A 16,904-nucleotide genomic window follows, 5' to 3' on the forward strand; every position below is an offset into this window, starting at 1 on the left:
AGATAAAATGGTGCCGGCAATAGGACTTGAACCCACAACCCCCTGATTACAAGTCAGGTGCTCTACCAATTGAGCTATACCGGCATAATCTTTCAAAATCGCCTATTATCTGTCCAATATTGGAAGATAAAATGGCGGAGCTGACGGGACTCGAACCCGCGACCTCCGGTGTGACAGACCGGCGTGAACTCCAACTTCACCACAGCTCCAGGCTTGTTCAATCGCGCCGTTTCGCGTTTTGCTCGCGGCGACTTCTGTAATATAGCATGATTCGATTTTAAAATGCAATAGTTTTTAAAAACTTTTTCGTTTTTATATTTTTTCATAGATTTACCAACGAAATTCCGCTAGAATTTTATCTAGATATGCAGAATTTAGTAGATTGGTGGAGACGATGACATGAAACATACTTCGAGGCTGATCACCTTCCTCGCCCTCTTCACTCTGCTGCCTACTGCTGCCCACGCAGCTTCACCCCTTTACGTGGTATCAGCAGGTGATACGCTGAGCAAAATCGCACGTGAGCATCAAACCACGGTGAGCCAGCTCATGCAAGTGAATCAACTGAATACGGACCGTTTGGCCATTGGCCAACAATTGCTCTTGGCGGGGGACAACCTCCCGGATGGCTCATCTTCTACGCCTCCGGACTTGGTTTCTTCCTCTGACAATTCCGGCAAAGAGCAGCCCGCCGCTTCTGCCCCATCCGAAGCCAAACCAGATGCGCTGGAAGGCAAGGCTCGGGTAACAGGCGATAACGTGAACGTGCGCCGCGAACCCTCCATGGATGGCAGAATTATTGGCAAGCTTCGTCTGGGCAGCACGGTGGAAGTAGTCGAGCCTGGCAGCGAGTGGACGCGAATCGAATACGAGGATCGAAAAGAAGCCTATGTATCCTCCAAGTATTTGAGCACTTCTGCACTCGCAGACGACCTGGAATTTACGGGTGAGCTTGATACGGCTAGTGTACGACGCCTGGACAGAATCATTGAACCTCTGTTGAATACCCCGTATGTTCTGGGTGGAACAACAACGAACGGCTTTGATTGCAGCGGCTTTACTTCTTACGTTTTTGACAAGCTTGGGGTTACACTCCCCCGCACTTCCGAAGAACAATTCGGCAGCGGCAAGCCCATTTCGATGGATCAGGCTCAGCCAGGGGATCTCTTGTTTTATGATGCACTGGGCAAGGGCCGAGTATCCCACGTAGCGATCTACATGGGTAACGGCGTCATTGTTCATGCAAATGGTGAGGATGTTCGCTACAGCAAGGTCGAGTACATGGACAAGCTCTATCCATTCTACGGCGCCAAGCGTTACATTGATTTTCAGTAAGCCCAGCAAATAAAATGCAGCTGACGAATCTGATTGCAAAGATTCCTCAGCTGCATTTTTTACTTAATGAGCCTCTTGTGCACGGTTGGACTGGGAGGCGCTTTGAGCGGTGTTAATTTCCAGAGCCCCCAGAGCCTGTTTCATTTTATCCAGCTGAAGCTGATAGTCCCTGACAACCACCGTCAGAACGCTCACCGTCTCCTTGAAATCCGGTTCGCTGCTTACTTTATCGATGGCTCTATGTAAATGCAGCATTTTATTCTCTGTCTCCCGAAGCAGATCCAACAACTGCAATCCGTTCACCACGTAATCACCTCATTTGTTTTTCTTACTTTCTCCCTGCAAGTAACTTGCTATGCGCAAAAAAAACGTCCAGAGGTCGATTGGACGTTTTTTGTCTTCTTTATTTGTTTAACGGGAGGCAGCCAGTTCAACAAACTTCTCGATGTCTTTGCCGATGAGGGATAAGGAATTCCGCCAGAAATCAACGGAGCGCACATCCACGTCCATGATGGCAGCCACATCGGCAATGCTCATTTTACCGGTGACAGCGAGCAGCTGATCGTACTGCTCCACGAACGCCTCCCCACGCTCGAGATAGACTGCGTACAGTCCTTTTGCAAACAAAATCCCGAATGCGTATGGGAAGTTGTAGTAGTTGTAATCAGCACTGTAATAGTGCGGCTTGCAGACCCACATATACGGATGCAGCATTTCTGGATCCAAGCCGTTGCCATAGGCCTCTTTTTGAGCCAGCAGCATCAATTCCTTTAACTCATTCACAGACAACGAACCATTTTCCCTTTTTTCAATCAAGGCTGATTCAAAAAGGAAGCGACTGTAGATATCGACAATCACTTGGCCTGCTCCAGAAATGTCATTCTCCAAAATAGCGAATGCTTCGTCTGGAGTAGCTTGCTGTAGGGCGGCATTTGCAATGATGGTCTCGCAGAGGATGGACGCCGTTTCCGCGATCGGCATCGGATAATCGCTGTTGAAGAAGGCTTCCTTCACCAAGCAATCCCCATGGTATCCATGTCCAAGCTCGTGTGCAAGCGTGCTGACGTCATTGTAGCTGCCAGTGTAGTTCGCCATGATGCGGCTTTCCCCGACCACGTGCAAATTGGCGCAAAACGCTCCGCCCCGCTTTCCTTCCCGCGTCTCGGCATCAATCCAACGATTGTCAAAAGCACGAGCAGCATAATTGGCCAGCTTCTCACTGAAGCTTCCGAAATGCTTGACGATAAAGTCACGAGCTTCCTCATACGTGAACCGCATATCCGCATCGCCTACAGGAGCAAACATATCGTAGAAAGGCAGCTTGCCAGATGCATGACCCAAGAGCTCTGCTTTTTTGCTGTAGTATTTATGGAAGGTTGGCAGGCTTTCCCGAATCGCTGTCCACATCGCATCCAGTGTTTCCTGATCCATACGCGCGTCTTTCAACGTCTTATCCAAAACGGACTCATAGCCGCGCAGCTTGGCTACGGTAATCACTTCGCCTTTGATTCCATTGAGGCTTGCAGCAGAAGACTCCTCGATCTTTTTGTAAGCAGCCAGCTCTGCTTCATACGCTTGCTTGCGCACTTCCGGATCTTTCTCATACGCCATATTGCGCACGACAGGAAGCGGCAGCTGCTGCTTTTCGCCGTTCACGGTTACTTCCACGAGCAAGGTCGAAGTCAGCATTTCCTGAAGCTTGGTCCAAGCGTTGGAGCCGGTATTTTTCATTTTGGCGATAATGATTTCTTCTTTTTCACTCAGCATATACTTACTTTTTTCAGCCATTTCCTTCAGCATGAAGCGGTGCGTTTCTAGCAAGGCAGACTCCCCGATCTGCGCATCCAGATCTTCAACAGCACCCAGCCATTTTTGAAACTGGACATTTGGCTCTACCAGTTCCACAGATTGATTTTGAATTCGCTCCACCATTTGCAGTGCCTTTTCATTTTTGGCATCCACACTCGCTGTCAGCTCCGCAAAGCTGTACAAGCGGTTTTGTTTTTGCTGGATCGAAGTCATTTTGGTTATGTACGCTTCCATTTTGGCTACTGCATTTTCTTGGTTGCCAAGCTGTTCCCTCGCCCAGCTTTGGACGTCCTCCGTCTCGCGGCACAGCTGTTCCCAATCTTGCTCACATTCAGGTGAATCAAATGACGTGTACAATACATCCAAATCCCAGCGCATATTCATGACGAGGGCCTCCTCTGTCGGGTTCCTGTATATTTTACGTGCAAATGAGGATAACAAGAATCTTCTGCTAGTATAAAAAAATGTGGATGAATGAAGCAAGTTTTCTGGAAAAAAAAGACCCCGCTGGTTTTCCGGCAGGGTGTGTCACTTCTTTAGGCACGTACAGGCTGCGTCAAAAACGTCAGCGCTGATAAAGCAAAAAGCTGGGTGGACTCTACCAATTGGTCAATATCCACGTATTCGTCGGCATGATGCGGAATATGGCGGTCTCCTGCTCCGGTGGTCAGGATCGGGATGCCAGCTTTATGCAAAAACGTCCCGTCCGTTGCTCCCGGCACTCCATTGTACACTGGCTCCTTACGCGTAATTTCCCGATAGGAGCTTGCCACTGCCTTGACGACCTCTTCTTCCATGGCAGTCAGCGTCCAAGGGCGCTCTTCAATGATCTCCAGCGTCGCTTTGAACTTGTCGTCCTCTCTAGCCAAAACTTCAAGAATCGCAGACATTTCCCCCTGCAGCACTTCGTGATCCTGCCCGGGAACGGTGCGAATATCAAGTGTCGTCATGCATTGATCCGGCACCACGTTGATCTGAGCGTCCCCTTTGACAGGCGCTTGTAAAATCGTCGGCGTAATGCTTGGCCAGCCTAGCATCGGATGCTGACCCAAGCGCGCCATTTCCTTGCGCTCCAGCTCTTCCAAGGCCACAATCGCTCGCGCCATGCGCGTATTTGGATTGATGCCGGTAAGTGGCATTGCGCCATGCGCCATTTTTCCATACGTGCGCAGAATTGCCCTCATCGCACCTTTTTGTGTGATGCACAGCTGATTTTCCTCAGGCTCGCATATAATCGCAGCATCGACGTTGTTTGCCCATCCGCGGCGAATGAAATCCTTGATCCCAATCATCATGCCTTCCTCGTCACATGGGATGCACAAAAGAATCTTGCCCGTGAACTCCTGCTTGGAGCGTTGGATCGCCTTGACCGCGCAGATGGCAGCTGCGAGATTGCCTTTGGTGTCGCAGGAGCCCCGGCCGTAAATGCGTCCGCCGGAAATCGTCGCTCCAAACGGGTCATAGCTCCAGGCATCCCGGTCTCCTTCCGTCACCACATCAGTATGCGCCTCAAACAACAGCGTTTTTCCCGGCCTGCCTGAATCATAGATCCCGATGACATTGGGGCGACCTGGAACGACCTCTTCATAGTAGACCTCCAGTCCCATTTTCCGCAAATAATCTGCGACAAAAAGGGCTACTCGCTCTTCGTTCGCGCCTGCCTGCTCGGGCCGGAAAACACTGTCAATTCGGACGAGATCCTGGGTCAATCGGACGACTTCCTGCTCATCAACAAAGGAAATTACTTGGTTCATCTGACAATCACTCCTCTGCATCGATTTGTGTGAACGGTAGGGGATATGTTACTTGGAAAGACTGCTGTGTGAAGGAAGTCCCCCAGCTGCTTTTGCCTGCTTCACTGCCTGTAGTACAGCCGCAGCCAGCACATCAGCCGAGAGAGAGCCTATCAGATCGACGCTGCACTTCACATCACCGGTGGCAACGGAAAAAATGGTATCTCCATCATTCATCGTGTGAATCGGACGAATCGTTCTCGCCAGTCCATTGTGTGCCATTTGGGCGACTTTTTTCGCTTCGGACTTGGTGAGTACAGCATTGCTCGCAACGACTGCTATCGTCGTGTTCGTACCCGGTGGAATCGGAGAAAACGAGTAGCGCTTCATCACCTCTACGCTGTCTACCATCGTTCCTTGCTCATCGCGTGGGCCTGCCAGGATACGATCCGTTTGCGGGTCAAAGACGTGACCGACCGCATTGACCGCCACGATCGCCCCGACGACCAGGCCATTTTCTAGCGTAATTGATGCTGAGCCCAGCCCGCTCTTCATCGCATTGGAAAAGCCGTTGAGCTTTCCGACCGTCGCACCAGTGCCTGCTCCTACATTTCCTTGCTGTACCGGATCTTTGCTCGCGTTGACAGCAGCCTCATACCCCATCTGGCGGTCTGGACGAATTCTATGATCGCCGACTGCCAGATCGAACAGGACTGCACCTGGAACAATCGGTACAACACCAAACCCTACATCGAGACCGATGCCCTTTTCTTCGAGATACTGCATGACTCCTGCAGCGGCATCCAGCCCGTATGCACTACCACCGGACAGACAAATGGCATGCACGACACTCACCATGTTCATCGGGTCCAACAGGTCCGTCTCGCGGGTGCCCGGGGCTGAACCCCGGACATCCACGCCGCATACGGATGGCTTCTCCATCAAAATCACACTACATCCCGTCAAGGCATCTGTGTTTTGCGCGTGCCCGACTTTGATGCCAGGCACATCCGTAATGGTTCCATTCATCTTTTACAAGTCTCCGGAAATTTTCGATTTTTGTTTTCCTGAGGTGCCCAGCTTCTTCCATGCAGCTACGACTGCCAGCGTCACGATGACGGAAACGATTGCTTCAGGCAAACCGCTTGTAATCGCGACAGTAGCAGCTACTCCTGCTGCCATATAGCCACGAATGACGGCCATGCCGAGTACGAGCAATGTGTTCGTCATCGAGCCTACAAAGCCTGCAACCCCGATCGCGACATACTGATTGACATTTTTCAGTCCGACATAGGTCAAATAAGCCGTTACCCCGATGAAGAGTCGAGGCAAAATGGCAACGAGCGGGTCTTTAAACAAGGGAACGGTGGCGTTTAAGAAAGAGGAGACTCCAAAAATGAGACCGATGATCATGCCAACGCCCCAGCCTTCCATGATCCCGCCGATGACTGCCGGGATGTGCAGAATCGTGGCATTCCCCGCTGCCGTCGGAACCGGTATGTAGCCCAGACGCGTGACCCCGAGCAAGATCGCGATCGCTCCCAATACCCCTGCAATAACAATCCTGCGTACCGTCAAGCCTTTCTCCATGCATATTCCTCCTTTTTTACTGGTTCTCTATGGAAATCCCGTATAGGGAGACTTCCCTGACTTACTACCACGGTATTCCCAGCATCACGGCAGAAATGACTACACTCAGGACAATGGCGACATAATCTTTGCTTGCAGCCTTGTAATGAGCGAACCTCGTACGTGCCGCACCCGGAATGTAGCAGCGTGCTTCCATCGCCAGGATCAAGTCCTCTGCACGCGCCAGAGCCACGTTAAACAGCGGAATAATGATAGGAAACATGTCTTTCGTGCGCTGCACGATGCGCCACCACTCCCCTGTACCGAAATCGGCACCTCGGGAAGCTTGCGCCTTCATCATCTTTTCCATCTCCATGGCGAAGGTAGGAACGAAGCGTATGGCAATCGTAATAATCAATGCGAAGGCATGAACCGGAAATTTTACCTTTTCCAACGGACCAAGCAGTCTCTCCATCCCATGTGTCAGCTCAGTGGTGGAAGTACTTAGTGTAAGGACACTGGAGAGGAAGATAACCTCGACGAAGCGCATGGCAGAAACGAGAACCAGCCGAATGCTCTCACTGGTGATCTTGATGAAGCCGTACTCGAAATAAACGGCACCGCCATTGGCAATTCCTCCATAAAAGAGAAGCTGCAAAATCGCGAGGATGATAATGAAAGGAATAGCTGGCTTGATTCCGGAAATCCCGTAATGAATGGGAATTTTGGATATCTGAAACAGCCATACGCACATGATGATCGCAAAAATATTCCCGATGTAGGTGTTGCATACGGCAATCGCTAAAATCAGGATCACAAAGGCTGCCAGCTTAAAGCGCGGGTCCAACCGGTGAATGATGGAGCCAGTCGGCAAATATTGTCCAATCGTGATATTTCGGGTCAATTCAAATTCTGCTGACATCTTGTTCCCCCCTAGCGTTTCAAGATTTTCAGAATTTCGTAGGCAGCTTCTTCCGGAAGATACGATTCTGGGTTAATCGAATACCCTTCCGTGCGCAGCCTGTACAAAATGTCCACCGATTCCGGTGTTCCAATATGATGCTGACGCAAAAGCTCCTCGTTCCCAAAAATTTGCCGTGGAAATCCGTCACAGACTGCCTTTCCATTTGCCATGACGTAAACCCGGTCAGCCAGCTGAGCGACTTCCTCCATGTTGTGAGAAACGAAGATGACCGTCAGATTTTCTTCGCGATTGAGATGGCGAATGCGCTCCAGCAGCTCTTTGCGCGAAAGAGGGTCGAGTCCTGCTGTCGGCTCATCCAGGACGAGTACCTTGGGCTGCAGGGCAAGCACTCCAGCCAAAGCCACTTTTCGCTTTTGCCCGCCGCTCAAGGCGAAAGTAGGTCGATCCTTCATTTCCTGAAAAGACAAGCCTACCAGCTCCATCGCCCAGTGAACACGGCGGCGAACCTCTTCTAGGGGAAGCCCCATCTTAAAAGGGCCATAGGCGACATCGTCTCCTACCAGCTTTTCAAACAGCTGGTCCTCCGGATTTTGAAAGACCAGGCCGACCTGGCGCCGCAAGCTCTTGATATCAACTTTGGGCTGGGAAACATCCAGTCCATTGATAATCACCGTACCCGATTGCGGACGGATCAAGCCGTTTAAATGCTGGATCAATGTCGATTTTCCTGAGCCGGTATGTCCGATGACCGCCATGCATTCGCCCTCGGCTACTTGCAGTGTCACATCATCGAGTGCGCGGTGCTCCAGCGGTGTGCCTTGCATGTAAATATGAGATAAATTTCGGATGTCTACAATCGGCTGTGTCATGATCCGCTCGCCTCCACTTCCCTGATCTGGACGCGAGTGACTTCCGCGACCACCTCTTCGTTGTGAATCAGATTGGGATTGAAGGCGGAGTACTCCGAATGAACCAGCGCTGCTATGCGGCTGGCATCCGGAACATCGAGGTGGAGCTCCCGCAGCTTTTCCTGATGGGCAAACACTTCTCGGGGCGTTCCCTGCAGAACGACTTTGCCTCCTTCCATGACGATGACGCGATCCGCTTCGGCTACCTCTGACATGTGGTGCGTTACCGTCACGATCGTCATGCCCTCCCTGTGCAGCTTACGGACGACAGCCAATATATCTTGACGACCGTAGCTGTCCAGCATACTCGTCGCTTCGTCCAAGACCAGGCACTGTGGTTTCATAGCCAAGATCCCTGCAATCGCGATCCGCTGTTTTTGTCCACCAGAGAGGTGATGGGGCGGTCGATGGCGAAAAGCGCTCATGCCCACTGCATCAAGAGCAAAATCAATGCGATCTTTCATTTCCTCTGCAGATACTCCGATATTTTCTAATCCGAATGCGACGTCGTCCTCCACGATCGTTGCCACGATCTGATTGTCAGGATGCTGGAAGACCATACCTACTCGGCTTCTCACTTCATGAATACGTCCTTTGTCCCGCGTATTGATCCCATTGACCAGCACGTTTCCTTCTAGCGGTGTGAGGATGCCATTGAGGTGTTTGGAAAGTGTCGACTTGCCGGAGCCATTGTGACCGATAATCGCCAAATACTCTCCGGGATATACTTCGAGGGAGACGTTCTGGAGCACGGGTATTTGCTGATCCTGGTTTACCTGATAGGCAAACGAGACGTTCTCGACACATATAATCGGTTGGTTCGACATGCGCTCCCCTCACTTTGTGTAATTTTGTCGCAGCAGTAAAATTCTGTAGCAACTCCCGTGCCAAATCAGTATGTTGCAAATTTTCTGTTAATTAATCGTGATTTTGGTAAACACGGTTGTTGCAAACTGTGGCAGCAGCGTTGCAATTGCAACACAACACCCCTGCCACCTCTATACCCACAATGTTCGCTGCTTCCCCTGCTTTTCCCTTCGCAATTTCCAATCCTTTCCTGAAATCAGGCAGCTTTCACTTTCCGGTTTCCCCTCCTTCTGCGCGCTCTAGCATGGCTGTTACCTCCACTGGAGGTTTTCGCGGTCGGCGTTTCGTTTTCCGTTTCTTTTTCCGCAAGACAAAGATAGCGGTCAGAAGCAGACCGAGAGTCGCCAGTTGAATCGGTTGTGCCATCGTAGCGACTACCCAGCCACTCATCCCTAACAGATGAAAAATGACAGCCAGATACAGTAGGATCGTCGCCAAATTTTGTGCATTCACTTGCGTTCTCCCCCTCTCTTCGTTTGATGTAAATGAAAAAAACTCCTATGAAGCGGGTAGAATCGCTCCACAGGAGTTCGCTCTCGGTGAGATACGCTTAGATCGGCAGCAGTTCCACCGTTTCTTTGCCAGACAAGCTCTCCACCATGTCCAGCCAAGCCTGTGGCTTTTGCGGCAATACAGAATAATAGCGTGTGAGGAAGGACACGATCAGGTCGGCTTCCAAAGTCGTTTGCTCTTCGTTTGCCGGCATAAAGCCCAAGTCCAAACCGGTTACGGCTTCCCCGTCATTTTGCCAGGATGGGTGAACGTACGCGATGTTCGTACGCTTGTAGCCCAAATGAGAGAGTACTTCTCGGCGAACAAACGGATCCATCGGTTTGATCCCGCCAAACGCATGCTCTTCTACGCGGTACGGATCGTAGATTTCTGCAAACATGCCGTACAGTTCTTTGCCGTTTGCTTTCGCGAGCGCTTCCAGATCCTTTTGTCGCTCTCTCGCCAGAAAACGTCCGACCCCAAGACCCTCGCGGCCAACGATGGTGAAGTCCGTCATTGCCACGTTCATATCGGTATAGTAACGATATTCGGTGGTCCCTACTACTTCTCCTTCGTGAACAGCGACAAATACACGAATGTCTGGATCTTCGAGCGGCTCTCTCCACAGCTCGTAATCAAGCACTTCTTCTGGTGGAAATACTTCCTGCATCAAACGGTGCATTTTTGCGAACAACGGGTTGTCGATATGCTGAATACGCACGAATTCCATAGATGAAACATCCTCCTAGTACTCTCATGAGAATAAAATGATGGCCGCTGACGGCTTTCGCTACGTCAGAAACGGATTTTTCCATTCCATCAAAGTAGCGTAATTCCTAGATTCTTCGTCCTCCAGGTAGTTGGGGACCACTTGTACAGGTGTGCGTCCGCAGCGCATCAGAAAGGTAAGAACGGGGTCCTTCACCTCTCCAGCTACGACTCGTTCCACGTACTCTTGCGGTGTCCACTCACTCGCATGCCGGCCGTAGCCAGGCATTCTCCCGCCGCCGAGCAAACGCTGCAAACCACGCTGTACGACGAGCTCATACATCGCCTGCATCATCAACTGCCCAAGACCGAGCTTGCGATGACTGGGACGAATGCAAATATCGACGATGTACAACGTGTCGCCCTGCGGATCGTGGTTTCGGATGTAGCCATTATCCGTGATCTCTTCCCATTTATGCTCCGGGTGAGCTGGATCAAATTTTACTAGCAGTCCTGTCATGGAGCCTGCCAAGACCCCCTCCACCTCGACGCAGATGGCGCCTTCTGGAAATAACGTGACGTGGTTTGTCAGCTGCTCCCGATTCCACCACAGCTCAGATGGGAATGGCGGGGGAAAGCTCTCTGCCTGTATCTGAATCAGCTGGGCAAAGTCCTGCTCGCTATAGTTGCGAACGACAGCCGCATGAGGCTTGTCTTTTTCGAAGACATACAGTTCTTTTCGATACATCCGCTACCTCCTGCAGGCGATCCTTATTTCCAATCGGTATAGAGGTCCGTACGGCGATCCCGCCAAGTCGTGACTGATCCTTTTTCACGAACATCATACAGCAGTTGAATGTCCAGATCTGCTGTGACGAGCATGTCGTTGTTGATTTCGCCTTCCGCGAGAATGCCGCGTGGCGGGAAAGGCACATCGTTTGGTGTCAAAATAGCTGCCTGACCAAAGTTGGCGCGCATGAAATCCACTGTCGGCAAGGAACCGACTGTACCTGTCAGCACGACGTAAACCTGGTTTTCGATCGTGCGGGCATGGCTGGTATAGCGAACGCGATGGAACGCATGGCGATCGTCTGTGCAGGAAGGGCAGAAAATGACGTCCGCTCCCCGTGCCTTCGCAATACGAACCCACTCAGGGAACTCGATATCGTAGCAAATGATCATCGCGACTTTGCCTTTGTCCGTTTCGAAAATTTGCAGGGAATCCCCCGCTCCCATATTCCAGCCTTTCACTTCCCATGGCGTGATATGGATCTTTTTCTGTTGACCTACGCGGCCGTCGGGATAAAAGAGGAAAGCCGTGTTGTACAGCTTGCCGTTTTCTTCGATAATATGGGTTCCCCCGATGAGATACATCTCATATTTCGCCGCTAGCGAACGAAACAGGTTCACATACTGCTCGGTAAAGGAAGGCAGGGCTGTGATCGGCAGGGCGTTCCCTTGTTCATCGCCAATGGACATCAACTGTGTCGTGAACAGCTCAGGGAACAGCAGGAATTCGGTATCGTACTCCTGTGCGTTTTTCACGTAGTGCTCTACCTGATGGGCAAATTCGTCGAAGCTATGTATGGTATGCAGATGATACTGCACAGCGGAAACACGCATTTTCATGCCACTCCACTCCTTCTTTTTTCACATGACTAAAATATAGCAAAAAGCCAGCATAATGTCTCGCTTATGAAGGAACAAAAAACACCCACCTCTGGGTGAGATGGGCGTCCAGTAGTGAATTTAGGATGTGGGATTCGTCATGCGCAGAACCGTTTTGTACAACAGCTCGGTGCCAAGCGCGATATCCTCATAGGTGGAAAACTCCTGAGGATTATGGCTGATGCCGTCTTTGCAGCGAACAAAGATCATGCCGTAGTCACATACGTAAGAAAGGGCCAGTGCGTCATGGAAAGGTCCGCTCATCAGCTCACGCGGTTCAATTCCCAACGCTTTGCACTCCTCGCGTATGATGTCTTTGATCCAGCTCGCACAATAGCGCGGATCGCTGTTTGTATCTTCCGTGATCGTGTACTTCAGCCCCCCCTCCATCGCAGCCAGCTCGATCACCTCCCGCAAAGCCTGTTCCCGCTCGTTTCGGCGCTCCAGATCGATGTCCCGCAGATCGACCGTGAAACGCACCCGTTCCGGAATGATATTGCGCGAGTCCGGGAATACCTCGAGATGACCAACGGTACCGACTGTCGGTGCGGCAGGGTCCAGCCTAGCCAGCTCATTGACCGCAACGATGACCTTGGCGGCACCGAGCAGTGCGTCCTGGCGCATGTTCATCGGCACGGAGCCCGCGTGACCTGCAAAGCCTGTCAATTCTACCGTCCACCACAGCGGACCCGAAATGGCAGACACGATTCCCACCGCTTCATCCGCGCGATCAAGGATCGGACCTTGCTCAATGTGCAGCTCCAAGAAAGCGCCAATGCTGCCTTCCGGGTAAACAGAGCCCTCCAAAGCCTCAGCGTCACAGCCAAATTCGATCAGAGCCTGCCTGCGGGTCACGCCGTTTTTGTCGGTTCGCTCAAGCTCACCAGGCTCAAGCCGGTTCAAAATGCCGCGAGAGCCGAACAGTCCTTTCTGAAAGCGGCAGCCTTCCTCGTCGCAAAACGCGATCACCTCCATGCTCTGTTCCGGGACGAGAGACTGCTCCCGCATGGTCTGTACCACTTCCAAGGCTCCCAGCACACCTATGACACCATCAAATTGCCCACCGTACGGCTGAGAGTCGATATGCGAGCCGACCATCAGGATGGGAATGTCCGGGTTGCGTCCATTCATACGTCCGATCAGATTGCCAAAGTCATCTACACGTGTCTGTAGCCCCGCTTCTTCCATCCAGCTTCGAACCAGATCGACGCCTGCCCGATCCTCCGCTGACAATGCCAGACGGCAAACGCCGGTTTCTCCTATTTTTCCGATCTGCGCCAATTCCTGAATCCGTTTTTGCAGCCGATCTGAATGGATAGTGAGAGTCCTCGCTTTTACGTTCAAGACTGCATGACCTCCTCGTCCTGCTTTTGATAGACAAGCTCACCGTCAATCATGGTTAATTCCACCCGCAAATCTTTGATTTTCTCATGCGGTGTATCGAGAATGCTTCCATCCAGCACGATCAGATCCGCTAATTTTCCTGCTTCAACGCTTCCTTTCACCCCCTCTTCAAAGCTGGCGTAGGCTCCATTCCACGTAAACATACGGATGGCTTCCATCACACTGATCCGCTGATTGGCCCCGACCTCCTGTCCCGTTTTGCTCCGACGATTGACAGCCGCATGAATGCCGACGATAGGATGGAAGCTCGTCACCGGACTGTCGGATGCACCGGCCGCTATAATGCCGTGGTCGATCTGATCACGCGCTGGAAACATATGCCCTGCTCGCTTCCCAATGTTCTTTACATAGGTGTCGCCGTAGTCATAAATAAAAGCAGGGTTGGGAATCGGGACGACCTGCAAGCGGGCCATTCTCTCGATCAGGTCAGGGGCAGATACGCCTGCATGTTCGATGCGATGCCGGTGATTTTCTCGCGGATTCGCAGCCAATGCTGCCTCAAAGCAGTTCAGCAGCATCTCAATCGCTTTGTCCCCTTGCGCATGCGCCGTTATTTGGAAGCCTTTCGCATGTGCCTCTCCCAAAATCGTATTCAACTCGTCCTGTTCGTAGTAGAGAATTCCGCAATCATCCGGTCGGCTGTCGAAAGGTTCGCGCATCGCCATCGTAGGAGCGATACTCGCCCCGTCTGTAAAGACCTTCGCTGGCCCGATGCGAAAGCGTTCATCCCCGGTCCCGGTCACCATTCCCGCATCGATCATTTTGCGAACGAAATCCTCCGACTGATTGAGCGCACATATCATGGCGTAAATCCTCACCTTTACGTCCCCTGCCTGGACGGCCTTTTGCATCGCCCGGTAGTTGTCCGGCCCGTACCCGCCAGCGTCATGCACACTCGTGATGCCGTGAGCGACAAAATCCTCGGAGGCCAGTCGCAGACCTTCTTTGTACTCCTCTTCCGTAAAGGCAGCGAGCTCAAACATCTTCATATGCGCCGTTTCCACGAGAAATCCTGTCAAGGCTCCAGCTGCATCCCGATCAATTCTTCCCCCTTGTGGATCAGGTGTATCCTGGTCGTATCCCGCGATCCCCATCGCCATGGAATTCGCAATCGAGTGATGTGCGCATGTCCGCATGACAAAAATCGGATGCTCTGTGGATACTTCGTCCAGCTCTGCTAGGGTGGGATAACGTTTCTCGATCATGAGGCTCTCATCAAAGCCGCATGCTCTGACCCACTGGCCTTTTGGAGTCTTTTGTGCTTGGTCCTTGAGGGCCTCCAGCAGGTCGCTGATCGAGGCGATGGAACGAGCTTTGCAGTCTACCCCAAGCTTGTTCGTGCCGTAGATCGTGATGTGCAGATGAGCATCGATAAAGCCTGGCAAGAGGCTCTTCCCCTGCAGATCGATGACCTTCGTCCGGGGGGTGATATAGGACTCTACTTCGGCGTTGGTCCCGACAGCTACAATCCGGTTTCCACGTACCGCGACCGCCTCCGCCACGGAATTGTCTTGCGCCACGGTAATGACTTGTCCATTGAGAAACACAGTATCTGCCATTTATTTACCTCTCCTTTTCACTATCTCGTTTTTATCGTTGCGAGATCAAATTGTCGGGGTCCCCTTCGTATTCGCCAGATTGTTCAAATTGTCGGGGTCCCCTCCGTATTCGCCGGATGACGGTCCGTTGTAAGCAACGTGCGCGTCACGAACGTCACACCAAACATGATGATGATATTGACCAACAGAGCAATCACTCCGATGTTTAGATCCTTGATCACAGCCGGCCAGTTCGGAAACATGCTGGCGATCGTCACTTTCGAAATCGTCACGTACGCGACAGTAAGCACCCCGGCTGTTATGCCGGCAAAGGCTCCGTATTTATTGACCCATGGCTGCCTATGTAGGCTGAACAGCAAGGCGGGAAACAGCTGTGTGACCAGACTGTACCCCATCAACAGCAGCGTCACGAGGGTATCTCCTCCGCTTAGCGTAAAATACAGAGAGATTAGAGACAGGACTGGCACGAGCAGCTTCGCGACCTTCGCTACCCGTGCCTCCGAAGCAGTAGGGGCCATGACTTTGTATACGTTCTTCGCAAGCAGTGTGGCTGCGGTCATGAGCAGCATCGATCCCGGTACGAGTGCAGTCAAAAGTCCTGCCGCTCCAATCACACCGACGATCCACGGATCAAAAGTTTTTAAAGACAGCCGCAAAAGGGACAGGTCGCCATCTGCACCTTTCAGTCCAGGAACTTGCAGGATCGCAGTAAAGCCGACGAAAAAGACGAACAGCAGCATGATCGTGTACAGCGGGAGCATCACCGTATTTTTGCGAAAGACATTCTCGTTCTTCGCGGAGAAGACGGAACCAAAAGTGTGAGGCCACATGTAAAAACCAAACACGGTCACCAGAACAGTGGAGATGTACCAAGAGACGCTCAGCCCTTCATCAGGGAACGTCAGGAACCCTGGATTTGCCACTTCCACTGCTTCAAACATGGGTTTTATCCCACCGTAGTAGTGAAAAGGCAAATACAGACCCATGAAGACCACGACAAAAAAGATCAGAATATCTTTGATAGCAGCCGTCCACGCTGAGCCATGTATTCCGGATATCATGACGTAGATGGTAACGCCGATTACACCGATCCATACCGCTGCCGCCGGTGAAATGGATCCATAGGAAGCTTCGGAGACGATGATGCCGAGCCCCTTAAACTGCAGGATCAAATAGGGGATGATTGCGATAACCCCTACGGCCGCAACCAAAATACCGAGAATGGGACTGTTGTATTTGCTGACAAAAAAATCGGATTGGGAGACGAGTCTGTGCTGCTTGGCATAGCGCCAGATCGGCGGCAGCAGCCAATAGGAAATGACGTAGGCAAGTGCGATGTAAGACAAAACGTAATAGGAGGGTGCCCCTTTGGAGTAGGCCCAGCCACTGCCGCCAAGGAACGTGAATGTGGTGTAAATCTCACCCGCCACGAGCAGAAAAATGAAGATCGAACCGAAGCCCCTTCCCCCTACTGTCCACTGCTCCATGGTCATTTCTTTTCCCTTTTGAGCGCGGATGCCTGAATAAATCGCCAGTAGGAGAACCGCAAAAATGATGATCAGTGCACTGTTCATCCGTGGTGCTCCTCCTCTCTTGTACGAGGGTCGAGCCGATTCACGATCGCCATGATCACGGACGTCAATACGACCCACAGCACGATCCAAAACAGGACAAACGGCATTCCGAGCACGTATGGTTCGACTTGATTCACAAACGGTACGCCGCCCAGCATCCCTACGAACGGAAGTACGCCCAGCCAGTCTCTAGCTTTCATGCAAATCCCCCTGTTTTGTACAATTTGTCCCATTGCCGTTGGACACTTGGGACATGTAATCTAAGATTATCGAAAGATTCGCTCTTTTCCTTTGTTCGATTTGCCAGAAAAAGGGTCTGCCCTTTGTCCATTTCCGATAAATGAACGAAACGA

At 51.7% G+C, this 16,904-nt stretch carries 17 protein-coding genes and 2 tRNA genes; 1 reads left to right on the plus strand and 18 read right to left on the minus strand.

The features are described 5' to 3' along the window. Positions 1 to 8: 8 nt before the first annotated feature. Positions 9 to 84, minus strand: a tRNA-Thr gene (locus EDM59_RS07150). 48 nt (positions 85 to 132) lie between these two features. Next, positions 133 to 209, minus strand: a tRNA-Asp gene (locus EDM59_RS07155). A 190-nt stretch (positions 210 to 399) separates the two neighbouring features. On the opposite strand from EDM59_RS07155, the gene EDM59_RS07160 reads away from it, so the two are divergent. After that, positions 400 to 1,335: a C40 family peptidase gene (locus EDM59_RS07160; protein WP_122922960.1), complete on the plus strand. Its 936-nt coding sequence runs from the start codon at positions 400 to 402 to the stop codon at positions 1,333 to 1,335. 63 nt (positions 1,336 to 1,398) lie between these two features. Here EDM59_RS07160 and EDM59_RS07165 read toward each other — a convergent pair whose 3' ends face one another. The 16 genes from EDM59_RS07165 to EDM59_RS07240 form a co-directional block, all read right to left on the minus strand. Further along, complete coding sequence (locus EDM59_RS07165) at positions 1,399 to 1,641, minus strand: hypothetical protein (RefSeq protein WP_122922961.1); 243 nt, start codon at positions 1,639 to 1,641, stop codon at positions 1,399 to 1,401. 105 nt (positions 1,642 to 1,746) lie between these two features. Then, complete coding sequence (locus EDM59_RS07170; protein WP_122922962.1) at positions 1,747 to 3,528, minus strand: M3 family oligoendopeptidase; 1,782 nt, start codon at positions 3,526 to 3,528, stop codon at positions 1,747 to 1,749. A 152-nt stretch (positions 3,529 to 3,680) separates the two neighbouring features. Further along, positions 3,681 to 4,898, minus strand: a complete 1,218-nt coding sequence (locus EDM59_RS07175) for a M20 family metallopeptidase (RefSeq protein WP_122922963.1) — start codon at positions 4,896 to 4,898, stop codon at positions 3,681 to 3,683. A gap of 48 nt (positions 4,899 to 4,946) precedes the next feature. Next, positions 4,947 to 5,906, minus strand: a complete 960-nt coding sequence (locus EDM59_RS07180) for a P1 family peptidase (protein WP_122922964.1) — start codon at positions 5,904 to 5,906, stop codon at positions 4,947 to 4,949. A gap of 3 nt (positions 5,907 to 5,909) precedes the next feature. Beyond that, positions 5,910 to 6,467 carry an ECF transporter S component gene (locus EDM59_RS07185; protein WP_092272434.1) on the minus strand — a complete coding sequence of 186 codons (558 nt, stop codon included), beginning with the start codon at positions 6,465 to 6,467 and terminating at the stop codon, positions 5,910 to 5,912. 64 nt (positions 6,468 to 6,531) lie between these two features. Further along, a complete protein-coding gene (locus EDM59_RS07190) occupies positions 6,532 to 7,368 on the minus strand; it encodes an energy-coupling factor transporter transmembrane component T family protein (protein WP_122922965.1) in 837 nt (278 codons plus the stop codon). Between the two features lie 11 nt (positions 7,369 to 7,379). Beyond that, entirely contained in the window at positions 7,380 to 8,240 is an 861-nt protein-coding gene (locus tag EDM59_RS07195) for an energy-coupling factor transporter ATPase (protein ID WP_122922966.1), read from the minus strand. After that, positions 8,237 to 9,106, minus strand: coding sequence for an energy-coupling factor transporter ATPase (locus tag EDM59_RS07200; RefSeq protein WP_122922967.1), 870 nt, complete (start codon positions 9,104 to 9,106; stop codon positions 8,237 to 8,239). The genes EDM59_RS07195 and EDM59_RS07200 overlap by 4 nt, the downstream gene beginning before the upstream one ends. 247 nt (positions 9,107 to 9,353) lie before the next feature. After that, the gene (locus EDM59_RS07205; RefSeq protein ID WP_122922968.1) at positions 9,354 to 9,599 is read right to left on the minus strand and encodes a hypothetical protein; all 246 of its coding nucleotides are present in this window, start codon (positions 9,597 to 9,599) and stop codon (positions 9,354 to 9,356) included. Positions 9,600 to 9,696: 97 nt separating this feature from the next. After that, positions 9,697 to 10,368, minus strand: a complete 672-nt coding sequence (locus EDM59_RS07210; RefSeq protein ID WP_122922969.1) for a GNAT family N-acetyltransferase — start codon at positions 10,366 to 10,368, stop codon at positions 9,697 to 9,699. A gap of 60 nt (positions 10,369 to 10,428) precedes the next feature. Then, positions 10,429 to 11,094, minus strand: a complete 666-nt coding sequence (locus EDM59_RS07215) for a GNAT family N-acetyltransferase (protein ID WP_122922970.1) — start codon at positions 11,092 to 11,094, stop codon at positions 10,429 to 10,431. Between the two features lie 23 nt (positions 11,095 to 11,117). Further along, positions 11,118 to 11,975 carry a carbon-nitrogen hydrolase family protein gene (locus tag EDM59_RS07220; RefSeq protein WP_122922971.1) on the minus strand — a complete coding sequence of 286 codons (858 nt, stop codon included), beginning with the start codon at positions 11,973 to 11,975 and terminating at the stop codon, positions 11,118 to 11,120. Between the two features lie 120 nt (positions 11,976 to 12,095). Next, complete coding sequence (locus EDM59_RS07225) at positions 12,096 to 13,358, minus strand: M20 family metallo-hydrolase (protein ID WP_122922972.1); 1,263 nt, start codon at positions 13,356 to 13,358, stop codon at positions 12,096 to 12,098. Further along, on the minus strand, positions 13,355 to 14,977 hold the full coding sequence (locus EDM59_RS07230; protein ID WP_122922973.1) for an amidohydrolase: 1,623 nt from the start codon (positions 14,975 to 14,977) through the stop codon (positions 13,355 to 13,357). Before EDM59_RS07230 ends, EDM59_RS07225 begins: the two co-directional genes overlap by 4 nt. 83 nt (positions 14,978 to 15,060) lie before the next feature. Continuing rightward, positions 15,061 to 16,551 (minus strand): sodium:solute symporter family protein, encoded by a 1,491-nt coding sequence (locus EDM59_RS07235; RefSeq protein WP_122922974.1) that lies wholly within the window; start codon positions 16,549 to 16,551, stop codon positions 15,061 to 15,063. Further along, positions 16,548 to 16,751, minus strand: a complete 204-nt coding sequence (locus EDM59_RS07240) for a DUF3311 domain-containing protein (protein WP_092272402.1) — start codon at positions 16,749 to 16,751, stop codon at positions 16,548 to 16,550. Before EDM59_RS07240 ends, EDM59_RS07235 begins: the two co-directional genes overlap by 4 nt. Positions 16,752 to 16,904: the final 153 nt, after the last annotated feature.

The sequence above is a fragment of the Brevibacillus nitrificans genome, from assembly GCF_003710965.1.
In the GTDB taxonomy this organism is placed as follows: Bacteria; Bacillota; Bacilli; order Brevibacillales; family Brevibacillaceae; genus Brevibacillus; species Brevibacillus centrosporus.